Raw genomic sequence first — 17,167 nt, 5'->3', positions numbered from 1 at the left:
AAAAAATAAGTTAACTTAAATATAGGTATTATTTCTCCACAAAGTTAGAAGAACTATTAATACACAAGCAACAAGGCACTGATAGTTATTAACTTCCCATGAACATTCTCAGTAACCTGCTCTCTCAACCAGTTCAAAACAAGAATCAAAAAAAACAACGTAGAGGAATTGAAATTAAATCGCCGCGTGAAATTGAAATTATGCGGCAATCTGCAAAAATAGTGGCAACCGTGCTAAAAGAAATTTCAGAGCTGGTCAAGCCAGGGATGAGTACAGCTGACTTGGATGCTCATGCGGAAAAACGCATCAAGGAAATGGGTGCAACGCCAAGTTTTAAAGGATATCACGGCTTTCCTGCTTCTATCTGTTCCAGCATTAACAATGAAGTTGTACATGGCATTCCTAGTGCCAAAAAAGTTATCCGCAGCGGAGATGTTTTAAAAGTAGATACCGGCGCATATTATCAAGGTTTTCATGGTGATTCTTGCATTACAATTGCTGTGGGCGAAGTCACTCCAGAAGCAGATCGATTGATTCGTGTAGCAGAAGAAGCCCTTTTCAAAGGCATTGCACAGGTGAAAGCAGGTAACTACCTGATGGACATTGCAGGGGCAATTGAAGACCACGTAAAAGCAAATAGCTACAGCGTGGTAGAGGACTTTACCGGACACGGTGTTGGTCGAAACCTGCATGAAGAACCTTCAGTTTTCAACTTTCGCACCCGCGAAATGCCGAATGTAAAACTGCGTCCGGGGATGACCCTGGCAATTGAGCCAATTTTGAATGCTGGTTCTAAGCATACACGGACCTTATCTGACCGTTGGACAGCGGTTACAGTGGATAATGCTCTATCGGCTCAGTTTGAGCATACTGTGTTGGTGACAGAGACGGGATACGAGATTTTGACAGATCGCTCGAAAGTTTAATCAATGTGAATTAACCAGAGTGCGATCGCCCCTTGGGGCGATCGCATTGTGTTATTATTGACAGAATAAGTACTTTAGATAAAGCCACTGGATCAAAACCAGTCTTCATGACCAGTTTTTAGATGAACAGTGCTGGAGAGACATTAAAAAACTCTCCCAGAGCTTTTGCCTGTGCCTTGCTAATTGAGCGCTTGCCATTGATAACTTCAGAAACAACTCCCTTAGAGCCAAGAATTCCAACTAAGTCAACTTGTTTAATCCCTTTTACTTCTATTAAGTGTGCAAGTACGGCATGAGCAGAGGATAATGGTATGGGATAAAACTTGTTCTCATGGTCTTCAATGAGAGTGACCAGTAGTTGCAATAAAGCAGTTTGTTCTGGAGTACGTTTTTTATTTATCATCAGCTTTTCAACAGTTTGAAGAGCGCGATCATATTCCTCTTCAGTTGTAATGATTTTGGGTTGATACTCCACTAATAGTTGGCTATATGTGGCATTGTCAAAAGTCATATCTCTTACCATACGCCCGTTTTTGGCGGCGACCTATAACAATTTAACTACTTAGCAACGTCAATAATGTTAATAATATGGATCATTTTTCCAATCTTCCTTGTCGTATTCAGCATGAGTCAGAAAATACTTGTGATAAACAGTTTGAGTCTCATAATCAATGCCTACAATTAGACGATAAGCATTGCCTTTGATATTGAATATAGTGAAGTGACTTACAGCCTCTGCTGTTAGGTAAACTTTCCGAACATCATCCAAGTGTCGCCATGATGCAGATTTAACAACTCGATACCAAGATTCAATTTGAGAAGCCACATCTGAATATCGGGCAGCATCGACACGCAGGTTACGAATACTTATAAGATGCATGGTCTATTAGGCATAGGGTTTATTCTCCAATGCCTTCACTCTTTATGTTCTCATACTGAGAACTTTTTGTCAAGATTGGGTTGACAGGAAGATAACTAGTGCTAGGAGTCAGAACTCAGGAGTCAGGAGAAATTGGGTAAGGTACACCAAAGAAATAATGAACCACAGATGTAGGCGTAAGCCGTGCCGTAGGCTACACAGATAAATACAGATAAATCTGTACTTCATTCAAATGAGAAGTGCTATACATAACCAGACGTGAGTTCGACAGAACTAAAAAACAGCAGGAAGTAGCGCAGGTTTTTTTGACGTTAGTATGCTAAGAAAGTAAAAAACAGATTTTTGTAAGGGCACAACACTGTTGTGCCCCTACTCAGGTATTTTTACAAGATGTTTATTACACCGTCTTTGGTAAAGCCACTGGACAAAAATTAGACTGGTCGTTCACAACCTCTAAGCGCGAAGTTTTTAGCCTATCAAGCCACTTTTGCAAATAAACTCGATTGGCTTTTTGCTCATCTGGGTTTTGAGTATTTAAAGGATGAGGCATAAGTCCCAAAATCGCCGCAGTGGTGACACAAAACATTGATTTTTGGAAAGTTATGCAAATTTGTACTCGCAAATCATCTTCTCCCCGACGACTGCGACGATAAATTTCGTGTAAATAATCTGGGAGATAGTGACGCATATCTTGCATCAGCAAGGTGGGAGGAATACCTGCGCCGCCAATAGGTAAGGGGTCAGCATACAAAGCGCCATACTGAAATCGAGCTTGGTCGGCGGGAATTTGATATGCTTGAGCGTTATATGAAACTGTACCGTGGAAAGGCGTTCCTCGGAAGAAAACTGCTTCTACATAAGGGACTGCTGTATCTGCAAGGAAGGTCAAACCAACAGAAGCGGGAATAATGTCATAAACTTTATCCCGAATTTTAACGGCATAGGTAATTGGCTTACTGGCATCTGCTACCAAGCCCGCTTTTATATGGTCTACAACTTGGGGAATAGATTTGATTTCGCCATTATCATAGCGGTCGGATAAACTGAGGAACATATCAGCCATTACCCGCCAAAATTGACCTAACCCACTGTAGTAAGCACTGACGCGCAACTGTTCGGGTAAAAAATCAGGGAACAGTTGGTTGAGTCCGATTATTAAGGGATTGTTTTTAAATTTTGCTGCAATAACAGCTTGTGCTCTCTGTTGAAATTCTGTTGAATCTAGATATTCATCCAAGCCACCGCCACCATGCCACATCATGGCTTTCATACAATACTCGGCATATTCAAAATTAATTCTGTCATGCCACCAATGCCGTAGCAATTTATTAAAAGATATTTCCCCATTAAAGTATTTAAAAAATGGGAAAAACACTAAAAATTGATGATCAGCAATGTAGATCAGGTTTTTTGAGTAGGAATCTAAAACGACTCCATAGCTTTTAAGAATACCAACGACTTCTAGCACATTTTCTGGCGTATCGGGAAGTAATGCTCCTCCTGATTCCAGGCGCTCGATATACTCAGATAATGGATAGTTAGCGGGCTTGTCTTTTATGGCTACCATTGGTGGTTCTCCTAGAAATGAACAGAAGGACTAGGGAATAAGAATTAGGGGCTAAAGTTATTCTCAATCCCTAATCTCTATTGCTTTTAATTTTTGCCTTTTGTCTCAACGAAAGAAACTGTTGCCATCGGGCTTGGGGTATTAATCATCGCCGTTGTTGTCTGTTCAGTCCAGCGCGCTAACCAATTAGGTTGAATCCCAAAAATCAGAATTAGGATGGCTAAAACCAATCCAGGTGCGCGATCTGCCCAAGATACACGAGGCAAGTTGACAACTTGTGCAGACAAGCGTCCAAAAAAGGCACGGTTGGTGAGAATCAAGAAATAAACAGCAGTTAAGCCTGTACCAATCATGCTTAACAGGGTTTGCACTGGGAAAACTGGAAAACTACCCCGAAAAACGATGAATTCAGAAATAAATCCAACCATTCCCGGTATACCAGCACTTGCCATCACTCCCAAAACCATCAAGCTTGCAATTACAGGCATACCGCGTTCTGGGTTCATTAACCCCCGTATAACATCTAAATCGCGGCTTCCTGCTTTTTTATACACAACTCCCACAAGCAAAAACAGCATTGCTGAAATCAAGCCGTGGCTGATCATTTGCATGACGCTTCCTAACACACTTAGAGGTGTTGCAGCAGCGGCGGCTAAAAGTATAAAGCCCATATGTCCAATGGAACTATATGCCACCATTTTTTTCATATCTTTTTGGGCGATCGCGCAGGATGCACCATAAAGTACGCTTATGACTGCCCAGGTTGCTAAAAAGGGAGCTAAATAACTCCAACCTTCTGGGAACAAATCCATCCCAAACCGCAGTAAACCGTAAGTTCCCAACTTCAACAGCACTCCAGCTAACAGCACCGAAACCGGTGTGGAAGCCTCAACGTGAGCATCTGGCAACCATGTGTGGAAGGGAACCAGGGGAATTTTGATGCCAAAACCAATTAAAATTCCCAACAGCAGTAAAATTTGTGTCTCCAAAGACAAAGATTTGGTATTCAAGCTGTCTAAAGCAAAGCTAGGAGCACCACTCAGCCAAACTACGCCGAGAAAACTTGCTAAAATGAGAATTCCAGAAACAGCGGTATATATTAGAAATTTAGTAGCTGCATAGCCCCGCCGTTCGCCACCCCAAATGGCAATCAGAAGATACAGGGGAATCAGTTCTAGTTCGTAAAACAGGAAAAACAGCAGTAAATCCTGTGCCAAGAAGGCTCCAACAACGCCAACGTTTAACAGCAGGAGCAAAGAGTAATAAAATCGAGGACGCCCAATAGCTACGTCGCTACTGCAGATGGCAATGCAAGTCAACAGTCCATTCAAAACCAGCAAAGGTAATGACAAGCCATCTACGCCCAGGTGATAGTTTAAACCTAGAGCTTCTATCCAAGGGAGGAATTCGGTAAACTGTTGACTTGCTTTCGCTGGGTTAAATTGAATTGCAAGTACTATCGTCCATACAAAAGAAATACTTGTAAAGACTAATGCCACTCCACGGGAGACTTTTGGTGTCATGCCAAAAGGTAAGAAACTGATTAAAGCCGCACCTAGCAACGGCACCAAAATTAAAGCACTAAGCATAGGAAACAAGTAGGTAAGTTTAGGAAGCAAGAGAGGGGAATTTGTCCTTTGTTCTGAGTAATGACAAAGGACTAATGACTAATGACTAAAAATGCCAGCTACTTAGTAGACCCAAAGACCAACTAATGAGGAAACCTAGGACGCTGATGCCTATAAGAATGGTGAGTAGGTATCCTTGGGAGCGACCCGAAACGCTGTACTTCAAAGTTTGCCCACTAAAAATTGTCGCAAATCCAACTAAGTTAATCAGACCGTCAACCAGAAAGCGATCGCTCCAAGCAGATATCTTAGAAAGCAGCGCTACTGCACCAACTACTGTCACCTTATAAATTCGGTCGATGTAAAAGTCATAACCCAACAAGTCTTGCAAAAATCTCCAGCCAAGTACTCTAGATCTCGACCAAGCCTTGTGCAGATACATACTAGACCCTATGCCTATTCCCAGTACCGTAGAAGACAACAATAATCCTACCACGTACCAATTTACACTCTCCCAATCGGGTAGCAGATACCATTGCTGCAACATCAACGGTACTAACAAAGTCATCACAGTCATAGCTACCATGGGGAATGCCATCTGCCAACCAACCTCTGGAGCGCGACGTGTCTTTTGTTGCGGTTCACCCCAAAATACTAAGCGGAATACTCGTGTCAAATTCAATGCTGTCAAGCCATTGACTATCACTAAGACTCCAATCACCCAAGGGCTAATCAAAGCCAAGCCATCAGCCCATCCTAACATTGCCCAAAAGCTTCCCAATGGCAGGAGTGTCACCATCCCGGCTGCACCAACAACATAGGCTGCGGTGGTTGCTGGCATCCGTGACCACAAACCACCCATTTCTGTTAAGTCTTGGGTATTGGTCGTAAATATTACTGAACCAGAACTCATAAACAACAATGCTTTGGCAATTCCATGAGTTAACAGCAACATGAGGGCAACACCTCCTTGCTGCATACCAACTGCCAAAAATGCTAACCCTAAGTATGCGCTGGTGGAATGAGATAGGGCTCGTTTGATGTCAGTTTGCGCCAAAGATACTAATGATGCACCTACTGCCGTCATAGTACCCATCACTATCAAAGCATTCAATGCTACTGGTGACAGCGCTAAAATTGGTTGTAGTTTATACAGCACATAAGCTCCACCGGCGACCACCAAAGAGTTCCGCATTACCGAAGCTGGGTTGGGACCTTCCATTGCCTCGTCCAACCACAGATGCAGCGGAAATTGAGCACATTTACCCGCAGGTCCTGCTATCAAAGCCAAACCTAATAAAGTAGATACCGTTGGGTTCAAGTTAGCGGTCTGTGCCCACTCATATAAATCGGAAAAGTTTAAACTACCGGCTAGGGTGGAAAGCGTTACCACTCCCATCAGCAGCAACAAGTCTCCCACCCGCTTAGTGAGAAATGCATCTCGCGCCGCTGTTACTACCAATGGTTGAGCATACCAGAATCCCACCAGCAAGTAAGTGGAAAGAGTCAGTATTTCCAGAAGAGCATAGCTGAGAAATAGAGAGTCACTAATGGCTAAACCACTGAGTGCTGCTTCAAAAAATCCCATCAGGGCAAAGAACCGCGCCAACGCCCAGTCCTTTTCCATGTAACCAAGGGCGTAAGTTTGTGCCAGTAAACTGACCACTGTAATTAAAACTGTTGCCCCAATACTGACTGGTGACACTTCCAAGGCAAACGATAGATCAAAATCTGCCGCTTTGAACCAGGTAATTACATAATTTTCTGGTTCTCTACTCCAAATATCAGTGAATACAAACAGGCTGTGGACAAAAGCCAAAACGGTCATCAGCAAGTTGAAATAAGCAGCTGGTCTTGGTCCTGTGCGCTGAATTAATCCTATTGCCCACGGCAAGGTAAGAAGCGCACCTAACAGCCCATAAAAAGGTATCCACCAACTTGTTAGGAAGAAAAATTCACTCATCTAAATTTCCCTTGATGATTCTACTTGCATGATTTTCTAAGAATCAGAAGTAAATAACTTTCTTCTGTCAACCAGGCAAAAGCCCAATCCATCAGACTTTTATCTGGTCATTTCAATTTTTTGAGCCTATTTACCAATTTCTATAATTTGAAGAAAGCTCATCTTCTTTAACTATTGTTAAGTTAGTCATTTGAATCTTAATCTGACAAATGTGACAAAACAGAGACATTCGTTCTCGATTCTGTTATTTGATCGTTTACACTTTTTGATGGCTCACATTAGTTTTCCTTTTGCTTGGCTTTAAACAAAAAAAGAAATTATCTCTCCCATGAGAAATATTGACTTCTCTTCCTTTACATATAGTTGTGTTGTATGGTTGTAATTTGTAATCTCACAACACTATTTTATACCATTAATAAGAAAAAATTATACAAATCTTTAAGCCATTTGTTACACAAATAGCAAAAACGAGGAAAGACGGCACTAAGACTCCTTGAGTTTTGCGTCATTGCTCTTAAGACAGAATTCGTGCCTTTATGAACCTGTTTGAACAAATGTAATAAAAAAATTATAAAGCAGAAGTGGCTGCTTCAGGAATCTATGAAGTTCGGTTGAGTAGAATGCCTGTTGGGAAAACTATGTTAATTTTTTTAAATTAATTTTATTACAAACTATTATGGTAATTTATATTGTCAGGGGCGCAAAGCTTTTCTATGCTTAATTTTAGAAATACTTTTAAAGCTCAAGATGAGCAACCCCGTCAAAATTTTCATTGGTCAGTACATATTTCAATAACTTTGTGGGAGTTCTGCGATGCCAATTGCAGTTGGAATGATTGAAACAAAAGGGTTTCCGGCGATAGTGGAAGCTGCTGACGCGATGGTTAAAGCCGCTCGCGTCACCTTGGTAGGGTATGAAAAAATCGGTAGTGCTCGGGTGACTGTGATTGTCCGGGGAGACGTTTCTGAGGTTCAAGCTTCAGTTGCGGCTGGAGTTGAAGCAGCCAGAAGAGTGAATGGCGGTGAGGTGTTGTCCACTCACATCATTGCTCGTCCTCACGAGAACTTGGAATACGTATTGCCTATTCGTTACACCGAAGCTGTAGACCAGTTCCGCACCTAACAATTTTGGATTTTAGATTTTAGATTCTGGATGAATCAAGCTATAAGCAGGCGTAGCTTATAGCTGACAGCTTTAAAATCTGAAATTCTTGTTGGGGTTGGCTTTTTGTAGCTTTGCTTGTGTTTAATTGTTGCAAGTTGAGGATTAAAACTTATGTCAATTGCAGTAGGAATGGTGGAAACTTTGGGGTTTCCTGCGGTAGTAGAAGCAGCAGATGCAATGGTCAAAGCAGCCCGCGTGACTTTGGTAGGCTACGAAAAAATCGGTAGCGGTCGCGTTACCGTGATTGTGCGGGGAGACGTTTCTGAAGTACAGGCTTCAGTTGGTGCTGGAGTTGAATCTGTGAAGCGAGTTAACGGCGGACAAGTATTGTCTACCCACATCATTGCTCGTCCTCACGAGAACTTAGAATACGTGCTGCCAATTAGATATACGGAAGATGTGGAGCAGTTCCGGGAGGATGTGAACGCAATTCGTCCCTACAACAGAAGACCATAACGTGTAATGCAAATTGCCAAAGTTCGCGGCACAGTAGTTAGCACTCAAAAAGACCCAAGTCTTAGAGGTGTCAAACTACTGCTGTTGCAATTAGTGGATGAAGAAGGACGTATTCTACCAGAATACGAAGTGGCAGCTGATAGCGTGGGTGCGGGAGTGGATGAGTGGGTACTTATAAGTCGTGGTAGCGCAGCCCGTCAAGTTCTGGGTAATGAACAGCGTCCAGTAGACGCAGCCGTGGTGGCAATAATTGATACAATCCACGTTGAAGACCGCCTAATTTACAGCAAAAAAGACCAGTATAGATAGTCATTACTCATTCGTCATTTGTTACTAGCAGTGGACAAATGACTCTCACGGGTGAGTCCTATGCCTCCGGCAGGTCTGCGGCGTTGGCGCAGATCCTCCTAAAGGAGGCACGGGCACGCTGCGCGTGCCTCACAAAGGAAAGAGTTGACAGGACTGATCTCAACAAAGGACTAATGACGAGCAGTGCAATATAGGAGGAATCTAGCGATGGCAGTCCGCAACACGGCGGCACCCCCAACCCCGTGGTCGAGGAGTTTAGCTGAACCAAAAATCCATGAAACTGCATTTGTACATTCTTTTTCCAATATTATTGGGGATGTACAGATAGGCGCAAATGTAATCGTTGCTCCGGGGACTTCGATTAGAGCGGATGAAGGCACGCCTTTTTACATCGGTGAAAACACCAATCTTCAAGATGGTGTCGTGATTCATGGGTTAGAGCAAGGTCGAGTCATTGGCGATGACCAAAATGAATACTCGGTATGGATTGGCAGCAATGCATCAATTACCCACATGACTCTCATTCATGGACCAGCTTATGTTGGGGATAATTGTTTCATCGGCTTCCGTTCAACAGTATTCAACGCTAGGGTGGGAGCAGGTTGCATCGTGATGATGCACGCTTTGATTCAAGATGTGGAAATTCCTCCAGGTAAATACGTACCTTCAGGAGCAGTAATTACTAATCAACAACAAGCTGACCGTTTGCCAGATGTGCAAGCACAGGATAAGCAATTTTCCCATCATGTGATTGGGATTAATCAAGCGTTGCGAGCTGGTTATCTTTGTGCTGCAGATAGTAAGTGTATAAATACTATTCGGGATGAGTTAGCTAAATCTTATACAAGCAACGGTGTTAACGGGTTTGAAAGGAGTAATGACGTGGCTAGCAGTAGCTTGGGTGCCCAAACAGTAGATCAGGTACGTTATCTATTAGATCAAGGGTATAAGATAGGTACAGAACACGTAGACGAACGGCGGTTCCGCACTGGCTCTTGGCAGAGTTGCACACCAATAGAAGCTAGATCGGTCGGTGAGGCGATCGCCGCTTTGGAAGGTTGTCTGGCAGAACACTCTGGTGAGTATGTTCGCCTATTTGGTATTGACAAGGGCAAACGGCGCGTGTTGGAAACCATTATCCAACGCCCAGATGGGGTTATAAATGCGCCTGCCAACTTCAAAGCTCCTACCAACCAAACAAATAAAAGCTACAACGGTAATGGTTCCAGCAATGGTTCCAGTTATGGCAGTAGTAGTGGCAAAATTAGTGCTGAAACTGTAGACCAAGTACAGCAGCTGCTGGCAGGTGGTTACAAAATTGGTATGGAACACGTAGATGAGCGTCGCTTCCGCACAGGTTCGTGGCAAAGCTGCCAGCCGATTGAAGCAACTTCTACAAAAGAAGTTGTTGCTGCATTGGAAGAATGTATCGAAAATCATCAAGGCGAGTACGTACGCTTAATTGGAATTGACCGCAAAGCCAAACGGCGGGTATTAGAAACCATTATCCAACGCCCTAACGGTTCAGTCAGCTCATCTGGAACTTCTAAGTCTGTAGCGAGTGCGCCAGCGGCGACTTCCTCTGCAACGGCATCAGTGACTAGTACCCGCTTAAGTTCCGAGGTAGTAGAACAGCTACAGCAACTGATAAATGGTGGGTATAAAATTAGCGCAGAACACGTAGACCAGCGGCGGTTCCGTACAGGTTCATGGGCAAGCTGCGGACAAATTCAGGCTAGTTCTGCACAACAAGCTGCAGCAGCATTGGAAGGGTACCTTGCAGAATACCAAGGAGAATATGTGCGGCTGATTGGGATTGACCCCAAAGCGAAGCGTCGCGTACTGGAAACAATTATTCAACGCCCATAGCATGAGAAATGAGGGAGATGAGGAAGATAGGGAGGTCATTTCTCCCCCCACTTCCCCCACTTCCCCCACTCCCTCCACTCCCCCCTCCTATTCAAAGGCTTCCGAGGTTACATACCATGTCTGTGCCGCCACTGCGCCCAAGTTATGACTTTGATTCTTATATAAGTGGCGAGGTGATAATTCATCCAAGTGCAGTACTTGCACCAGGTGTGATACTCCAAGCGGCTCCAAGCAGCAAAATAATTATCGGTTCAGGAGTCTGTGTGGGTATGGGGTCAATTCTCCAAGTCCATAAAGGAACCCTAGAGGTAGAAGCAGGAGCAAACCTGGGAGCAGGTCTTTTGATGGTTGGAGAAGGCAAAATTGGGGCAAATGCTTGTATTGGAGCAGCAACAACAATTTTGAATTGTTCTGTTGAACCTGGACAAGTCGTTGCGGCTGGCTCAGTTTTGGGAGACACGAGTCGGCGTATTTCTGAATCTCCTGCGCTAACGAGTGAAACAAAACAACCCGAATCCTCTAATGAACCCGCTACCAGCGTAAAGTCGGACAATGGGACAGGGAGACAAATAGACCTTGAGGAGGAATCAATTCCCAAGTCTTCCCCACCTCAGGAATCTCAAATCGGTAGTTACATTTACGGGCAAGAAAGCATACAAAAGCTGTTGGTGACATTGTTTCCCCATAAGCAACCCTTGAATAAACCCACATCTGACGGTCAGCCTGAATAAGTGTTAATTGTTAAGTTGTCAGCACCAGTTGCAGCTAACAATTGAGTGAATATTCTGGAGAATTTAAATGGAGGCATACAATCAACGCTCTATCAGTGCTCAGGCATCGCACCGTCGAGACATCCTTAAGGATAGTGCTTTGGGATTAGTATCTACCCGCAGTTTTCCAGCAATGGTTGGTACGGCGGATACGATGCTAAAAACCGCTGGAGTTCATCTGATTGGATATGAAAAAATCGGCAGTGGTCACTGTACTGCTGTTGTTAGAGGTGGTATCGCCGATGTACGTCTAGCGGTAGAGTCCGGAGTTCAAGTTGCTGAACAAATCGGTCAGTTGGTTTCTAGCTTGGTGATTCCCCGTCCGTATCCCAACCTAGAAGTTGTACTACCTATCAACAGCCGCCTCAGCGCACTTGCTGAAGACAGCAATTACAACCGTCTAAGTAATCAAGCAATTGGTTTGGTAGAAACGCGGGGATTTCCGGCATTGGTGGGAGCAGCCGATGCAATGCTGAAAGCCGCCGATGTCCAATTGGCAGCATACGAAAAAATTGGTGCGGGTTTGTGTACAGCCATTATTCGTGGCTCCGTGGCAAATGTAGCGGTAGCAGTGGAAGCTGGTATGAACGAGGCAGAACGCATTGGGGAGTTAAACGCAGTGATGGTGATTCCAAGACCGTTGGAAGAATTGGAGCATACCTTGCCAGTCGCAAGTTGTTGGATAGAAGAACGTCAACCGTTAAAGTTACCAGTAAATATCAAGGAGAAAGTTGTAGAGACAGAACTATTGCAATTGCCCGATTTGACCAGGTTACCTCTAAAAATAACTGAAGAATGATTGAGAGTGAAAAAGTTAGGAGTTAAGAGGAGCCAGTTGCGTGCAGTAAGCAGTGCGTTGCGGTAAGTCCAGCGCTGCAGGGGGGTTTCCCGCACCCAGGCGACTGGCGTAAGCGCAAGCGCACGCCTGACGGCGAAGGCGCTGCCTGTCCGGAAGAGATACCGGGAAGGGAAGTTCGCTCTGACCTTGCAAACTGGCATCGACGAGTTAGGAAGGAGTAACTCATAACTCATAACTCATAACTTAAGTGATCTGCCATCAAGGTGTGTCACCTTGAGTGGAAGGTGTCTTACGCTGTTGTTGCTTTTTTGAATAATAACTTTTCCAATTCATAAGGAAAATACCATTCTTCTAATGGCATTAATAAAATTTTATCTATACCTATCACCTTTAACTTTTACATAAGCAAAGCTATATCAATTTCCAAGTGTTCAGTGATACTAGATCTATATCTATAGAATCGCTAATCGCTATTAGAGGAGAATAACCCTTGAACCAAGCGACGCTGCACCAGTTGAAGGTGTTTGAGGCGGCGGCACGTCATGGTAGCTTTACTCGCGCCGCTGAGGAACTCTTTCTCACCCAACCCACCGTTTCCATGCAAATTAAGCAACTCACAAAATCAGTCGGGTTGCCATTATTTGAGCAGGTAGGAAAGCGCCTCTATCTTACGGAAGCAGGACGGGAACTATTTGCTACTTGTCGGCAAATTTTTGACACAATTGCCCAATTTGAAATGAAAGTGGCAGATTTAAAAGGGTTAAAGCAGGGACAGCTGCGCTTGGCAGTCATTACGACTGCTAAATACTTCATACCACGTTTATTGGGCCCATTTTGCCAACTTTACCCAGGAATTGATATCTCGCTGCAAGTCACTAATCATGAAGGCATTTTGGAACGCATGGTTGGCAATATGGATGATTTGTATATTATGAGCCAAGTTCCAGAACATCTAGATGTCAATTGTCAGCCATTTTTAGAAAACCCCTTGGTCGTTATGGCACCTGTTCATCATCCTCTGGCACAGGAAAAAAATATTCCCATTCAACGTCTTGCTGATGAACCTTTTATTATGCGGGAACCAGGTTCGGGAACACGGCGGTCTGTCCAGCAATTATTCGATGAGCATGGAGTGGTGGTGAAGGTTAAGCTGGAATTGGGGAGTAATGAGGCGATTAAGCAAGCAATTGCCGGTGGTTTAGGAATTTCAGTTTTATCTCGACATACTTTAGTAACAGATGGTAAAGATTTAACCATTTTGGATGTCGAACACTTTCCAATTCAACGGAATTGGTACATGGTTTACCCATCTGGAAAACAGATGTCTATCGTTGCTCGTACCTATTTTGAGTATTTACTAGATGCAGCAAAGCAATTTGTAGATCAAACAGCAAGTAAAAATGATTAAACAGGCAGAATGCTAACTAAAAATTTTTTATTATAATCGGTTTCACTAGGATTGCAAAATCTGTCTTTGGATTAGAATTATGGATGCTCTAGCCATTCTCCATGTTGAAGACAATGCCTTTGACGCGCATCGTATTCAGCTTGTGCTGGCTAAAGATGGTTGGAAAGTAGAAGCACAGGTGGTAAAAACTTGTTCTGAGTACATTGCTGCTATTGAACAAGGAGGTTTTGATTTAATTCTTTCAGAAAACGCAGTTGAAGGGTTTTCGGGATTTTCCGCCTTTGATATTGCCCAGCAAAAATGCCCCAACGTTCCTTTCATCTTTGTTTCTGGTAATGTCAATGAGGAGGAAGCAGCGGCATATTTACGTACTGGTGCTGTAGACTACATTTCTAAAGAGCAATTGTGGCGACTAGCACCCATCGCTCGACGTACACTTCAAAGTTCTGCATCTAAGCAACTAGAGCGCTACAACCATGCTATGGAACTCTTGGTCACTGTCGTTCAGGAACTCTCCTTAGCACGCAGTTTAGATGAGATTACGGCGATCGTGCGTCGTGCTGCACGAGAACTTATCGGCGCTGACGGGGCGAGCTTTGTCCTGCGAAAGGGAGATATGTGCTACTATGCTGAGGAAAACGCTATCCAGCCGTTGTGGAAAGGTCGTCTCTTCCCAATAAAGATCTGTATTGGTGGTTGGTGTATGCGACACCGAGAGCAGGTCATCATCGAGGATGTGTACGGTGATGAGCGCATCCCAATCGAAGCGTATCAACCGACTTTTATCAAAAGCTTGGTTATGGTGCCAATTCGTAAGGAAGCACCAATTGGGGCTATTGGCAATTACTGGGCTGGACGACACTCTCCCACCGCAGAAGAAGTACACCTGATCCAGGCTTTGGCTGACAGCACGTCCGTAGCGATGGAAAACGTCCAGATTTATAGCGAGTTGGAACAACGCGTGCGAGAAAGGACATCTCAGTTGGAATTCGCGAATCAGGAATTAGAAGCCTTCTCATATACCATTTCTCATGATTTGCGATCGCCCCTAAGGAGCATTCTAAGCTTCAGTGAGCTTTTGCAGATGAAATACAATTGCCAACTGGAAGAGCAGGGAAGGCAATACCTAAACCGTGTATGTACCTCCGCAGAGCGGATGAACACGCAAATTGACGTCATGCTGTTTTTGCACAAGCTGATGCGCTTAGAACTCAAGCAAGAAAAAGTTGACCTCAGCAGCATGGCTAATGAGATTTTATCTCATCTCAAGGCTGCCGAAGTAAATCGTCAAGTGGAAACACACGTCGCAGAGGGACTAACTGTACATGGTGATTCAGTTCTACTGCGCGTGATGCTGGAAAACTTACTATCCAATGCCTGGAAGTATTCTTCCAAAACTCCGCAAGCACGTATTGAGTTCGGTGTGACACACCAAAGCGACGGTTCATCAATCTTTTACGTGCGGGATAATGGTGCTGGCTTCGACATGACCTACGCCGATAAACTGTTCCGCCCCTTCCAGCGCCTCCACTCTGATAATGAGTTTCCAGGCACAGGTGTAGGGCTAACATCAGTACAACGGATCATCCACAAACATCGAGGGCGCATTTGGATTGAGGCATCTGTAGGTCGAGGGGCAACTTTTTATTTTACCATTAAATAACCACCAGAAGTATTCACAATGGGAGAGAACTGGCAGTGACTAACCCGGGAGTACCATCTGTGCAAAAAACAGTAGAGACTGAGATTGTAGCTGTTACGGTGTATACTGACCAAGCCCTTGTGACACGACGGGGTGTTCTAGCCCTGAGAGGATTTGAACGAGAATTAGAAATTATTCAACTGCCAGTTACCATAGAAACTGAGTCGATCAGGGTTAGCGGTACAGGTGAGGTCGCAGTACGCCTGCTGGGAGTCAGTACAGAGCACGTCTTCTCCAGCGAACCCTTCACCGAACGTTTGACTCACTTGACAAGGCAAATTCAGCAATTAGAAGCAGAATGGAACTTTCTGCAAGCGCAAGTGGATGGTTTGGCTTTGCAGTCAAGGTTTATCGAAGGCTTGCGTGAAAAGACAGAGGAACCCTTTGCACAGAGTCTGTCGCGGAAAAATCTGAGCCTGAGCGAAACTTTGGATTTTCTGAACTTTTTGGGAAGCCAGTACAGCGAGTATGCTATTGCTACAGCAGAGTGCAAGATCCAACAGCAGGAATTAGACAAGCAGCTACAAGTCCTCCGTCAACAATGGCAACAAGTACAAACACCATTATCTAAGGAAAGTTTTAGCTTGAGTGTGGCAATTGAGCCTGCGGGTGCCGGAGAGTTTGAGCTAGAAGTATCCTACGTGGTTAGTCGTGCCGGTTGGACTCCGTTGTATGACTTGCGGGTGAGTACGAGTAGCAATTGCATTAATCTCGCCTATCTTGCTGAAGTCACCCAAAGCACTGGTGAAGATTGGATGAACGTATCTCTGACCCTCTCTACTGCTCAACCAGAACTGGTAATGCCACCTAAATTGGAAGCTTGGTATATTGACGTACTACGTCCACCAGAGTTCCTGCAGATGCAAAAACTAGCGCCCGTACAAGCTGCTTCTGTGGCTATGCCTGCTCTTGCTAATGGGGACAGTCAAACTAGAGAAACCAAAGAACCACAGGCAAATCTCGTTGCTGCTGAAACTGTCATCGCAGAATCTAGACAAGGTAGTGCAGTCAGTTTTCAACTGAGTAACGGCGGAAACATTCCCAGTAATGGCGCACCTCACAAAACGACAATTTTTAATGACGATTTCCCTTGTAGCTTTGAATATATAGCAGTACCACGCTTGGTCAGTTTTGCTTATCTACAAGCTAATGTGAAAAATAGTGCTAATGGCGTGACTTTGTTACCAGGGAAAGCAAATATTTTCCGAGATAATACATTTGTTGGAATAACTCAATTAGAGAATATCGCACCAGGGCAAGATTTCACGCTTAACTTAGGGATGCATGAGGGTTTGAAAATTGAGCGTGACTTAGTTGAGCGCCAGGTAGACAAAAAGCTGATTGATAACAATCGAAGAATGACTTATGGTTATCGGATAGTTATTACTAACTTACAAAATCAAGAAGCCAATTTACAATTTACTGAACAATTACCAATCAGTCGTAACGAACAAATTAAAGTCCGCCTGAGCCGTAGCAACCCGCAAATTCAAGTAGGTGAGATGGGAATATTGGAATGGGCTTTAACTCTTCCACCGCAGGGAAAATGTGAAATATTTTATCAATTCATCGTTGAGCATCCGCCTGAGTTAACGGTTATAGGTTTGGATATATAAAGTTTATTCTGGGATAACTTCATAGAATCACCAGACCCAAAGGTATATTGGTAGGCAATTAGATTTGTGCGACGATGAATGAACAGTGACAATTCTGTTACAATGCTATTTTTGGCATCTGACCCTAGCGATGCTTCTCGGCTACGCTTAGTACACGTCACTATAAAAGG

At 44.0% G+C, this 17,167-nt stretch carries 15 protein-coding genes; 10 read left to right on the top strand and 5 right to left on the bottom strand.

What is annotated here, in order from left to right; genetic code table 11:
• Window positions 1-98: 98 nt before the first annotated feature.
• On the top strand, window positions 99-926 hold the full coding sequence (gene map, locus MAS10914_RS0108885; RefSeq protein WP_017315575.1) for a type I methionyl aminopeptidase: 828 nt from the start codon (window positions 99-101) through the stop codon (window positions 924-926).
• Window positions 927-1,044: 118 nt separating this feature from the next.
• Here the strand turns inward: map and MAS10914_RS0108880 are convergent, their stop codons facing one another.
• The 5 genes from MAS10914_RS0108880 to MAS10914_RS0108860 all read right to left on the bottom strand — a co-directional run bounded on the left by MAS10914_RS0108880 (window position 1,045) and on the right by MAS10914_RS0108860 (window position 6,904).
• Entirely contained in the window at window positions 1,045-1,437 is a 393-nt protein-coding gene (locus MAS10914_RS0108880) for a helix-turn-helix domain-containing protein (RefSeq protein WP_017315574.1), read from the bottom strand.
• 69 nt (window positions 1,438-1,506) lie between these two features.
• Entirely contained in the window at window positions 1,507-1,806 is a 300-nt protein-coding gene (locus MAS10914_RS0108875; protein WP_017315573.1) for a type II toxin-antitoxin system HigB family toxin, read from the bottom strand.
• Window positions 1,807-2,203: 397 nt separating this feature from the next.
• Window positions 2,204-3,373, bottom strand: a complete 1,170-nt coding sequence (locus MAS10914_RS0108870) for a CO2 hydration protein (protein WP_017315572.1) — start codon at window positions 3,371-3,373, stop codon at window positions 2,204-2,206.
• Window positions 3,374-3,459: 86 nt separating this feature from the next.
• The gene (locus MAS10914_RS0108865) at window positions 3,460-4,962 is read right to left on the bottom strand and encodes an NADH-quinone oxidoreductase subunit M (RefSeq protein ID WP_026082428.1); all 1,503 of its coding nucleotides are present in this window, start codon (window positions 4,960-4,962) and stop codon (window positions 3,460-3,462) included.
• A gap of 85 nt (window positions 4,963-5,047) precedes the next feature.
• Window positions 5,048-6,904: an NAD(P)H-quinone oxidoreductase subunit F gene (locus MAS10914_RS0108860; RefSeq protein WP_017315570.1), complete on the bottom strand. Its 1,857-nt coding sequence runs from the start codon at window positions 6,902-6,904 to the stop codon at window positions 5,048-5,050.
• 813 nt (window positions 6,905-7,717) lie between these two features.
• Here MAS10914_RS0108860 and MAS10914_RS0108855 point away from each other — a divergent pair.
• The 9 genes from MAS10914_RS0108855 to MAS10914_RS0108815 all read left to right on the top strand — a co-directional run bounded on the left by MAS10914_RS0108855 (window position 7,718) and on the right by MAS10914_RS0108815 (window position 16,997).
• Window positions 7,718-8,026, top strand: a complete 309-nt coding sequence (locus tag MAS10914_RS0108855; RefSeq protein ID WP_017315569.1) for a carbon dioxide-concentrating mechanism protein CcmK — start codon at window positions 7,718-7,720, stop codon at window positions 8,024-8,026.
• Window positions 8,027-8,179: 153 nt separating this feature from the next.
• Window positions 8,180-8,524 carry a carbon dioxide-concentrating mechanism protein CcmK gene (locus MAS10914_RS0108850; protein ID WP_017315568.1) on the top strand — a complete coding sequence of 115 codons (345 nt, stop codon included), beginning with the start codon at window positions 8,180-8,182 and terminating at the stop codon, window positions 8,522-8,524.
• Window positions 8,525-8,530: 6 nt separating this feature from the next.
• Complete coding sequence (locus MAS10914_RS0108845) at window positions 8,531-8,833, top strand: EutN/CcmL family microcompartment protein (protein WP_017315567.1); 303 nt, start codon at window positions 8,531-8,533, stop codon at window positions 8,831-8,833.
• A 207-nt stretch (window positions 8,834-9,040) separates the two neighbouring features.
• Window positions 9,041-10,702: a ribulose bisphosphate carboxylase small subunit gene (locus MAS10914_RS0108840; protein ID WP_017315565.1), complete on the top strand. Its 1,662-nt coding sequence runs from the start codon at window positions 9,041-9,043 to the stop codon at window positions 10,700-10,702.
• A gap of 116 nt (window positions 10,703-10,818) precedes the next feature.
• Window positions 10,819-11,433, top strand: coding sequence for an LbetaH domain-containing protein (locus tag MAS10914_RS0108835; RefSeq protein WP_017315564.1), 615 nt, complete (start codon window positions 10,819-10,821; stop codon window positions 11,431-11,433).
• 67 nt (window positions 11,434-11,500) lie between these two features.
• Window positions 11,501-12,271 (top strand): BMC domain-containing protein, encoded by a 771-nt coding sequence (locus MAS10914_RS0108830; RefSeq protein WP_017315563.1) that lies wholly within the window; start codon window positions 11,501-11,503, stop codon window positions 12,269-12,271.
• 490 nt (window positions 12,272-12,761) lie between these two features.
• Window positions 12,762-13,679, top strand: a complete 918-nt coding sequence (locus MAS10914_RS0108825; protein ID WP_017315562.1) for a LysR family transcriptional regulator — start codon at window positions 12,762-12,764, stop codon at window positions 13,677-13,679.
• Window positions 13,680-13,758: 79 nt separating this feature from the next.
• On the top strand, window positions 13,759-15,342 hold the full coding sequence (locus MAS10914_RS0108820; protein ID WP_017315561.1) for a sensor histidine kinase: 1,584 nt from the start codon (window positions 13,759-13,761) through the stop codon (window positions 15,340-15,342).
• 35 nt (window positions 15,343-15,377) lie between these two features.
• On the top strand, window positions 15,378-16,997 hold the full coding sequence (locus MAS10914_RS0108815) for a mucoidy inhibitor MuiA family protein (RefSeq protein WP_017315560.1): 1,620 nt from the start codon (window positions 15,378-15,380) through the stop codon (window positions 16,995-16,997).
• Window positions 16,998-17,167 lie beyond the last annotated feature (170 nt).

The organism is Mastigocladopsis repens PCC 10914 (genome assembly GCF_000315565.1).
In the GTDB taxonomy this organism is placed as follows: Bacteria; Cyanobacteriota; Cyanobacteriia; order Cyanobacteriales; family Nostocaceae; genus Mastigocladopsis; species Mastigocladopsis repens.
Note: the sequence above shows the minus strand (reverse complement) of the source record. Positions and strands in the feature narration are given on the sequence as shown.

Excerpts from the sequence above, each read along its gene's own strand:
- map (WP_017315575.1), top strand. The coding sequence starts at position 99 with ATGAACATTCTCAGTAACCTGCTCTCTCAACCAGTTCAAAACAAGAAT.
- MAS10914_RS0108880 (WP_017315574.1), bottom strand. The coding sequence starts at position 1,437 with ATGACTTTTGACAATGCCACATATAGCCAACTATTAGTGGAGTATCAA.
- MAS10914_RS0108875 (WP_017315573.1), bottom strand. The coding sequence starts at position 1,806 with ATGCATCTTATAAGTATTCGTAACCTGCGTGTCGATGCTGCCCGATAT.
- MAS10914_RS0108870 (WP_017315572.1), bottom strand. The coding sequence starts at position 3,373 with ATGGTAGCCATAAAAGACAAGCCCGCTAACTATCCATTATCTGAGTAT.
- MAS10914_RS0108865 (WP_026082428.1), bottom strand. The coding sequence starts at position 4,962 with ATGCTTAGTGCTTTAATTTTGGTGCCGTTGCTAGGTGCGGCTTTAATC.
- MAS10914_RS0108860 (WP_017315570.1), bottom strand. The coding sequence starts at position 6,904 with ATGAGTGAATTTTTCTTCCTAACAAGTTGGTGGATACCTTTTTATGGG.
- MAS10914_RS0108855 (WP_017315569.1), top strand. The coding sequence starts at position 7,718 with ATGCCAATTGCAGTTGGAATGATTGAAACAAAAGGGTTTCCGGCGATA.
- MAS10914_RS0108850 (WP_017315568.1), top strand. The coding sequence starts at position 8,180 with ATGTCAATTGCAGTAGGAATGGTGGAAACTTTGGGGTTTCCTGCGGTA.
- MAS10914_RS0108845 (WP_017315567.1), top strand. The coding sequence starts at position 8,531 with ATGCAAATTGCCAAAGTTCGCGGCACAGTAGTTAGCACTCAAAAAGAC.
- MAS10914_RS0108840 (WP_017315565.1), top strand. The coding sequence starts at position 9,041 with ATGGCAGTCCGCAACACGGCGGCACCCCCAACCCCGTGGTCGAGGAGT.
- MAS10914_RS0108835 (WP_017315564.1), top strand. The coding sequence starts at position 10,819 with ATGTCTGTGCCGCCACTGCGCCCAAGTTATGACTTTGATTCTTATATA.
- MAS10914_RS0108830 (WP_017315563.1), top strand. The coding sequence starts at position 11,501 with ATGGAGGCATACAATCAACGCTCTATCAGTGCTCAGGCATCGCACCGT.
- MAS10914_RS0108820 (WP_017315561.1), top strand. The coding sequence starts at position 13,759 with ATGGATGCTCTAGCCATTCTCCATGTTGAAGACAATGCCTTTGACGCG.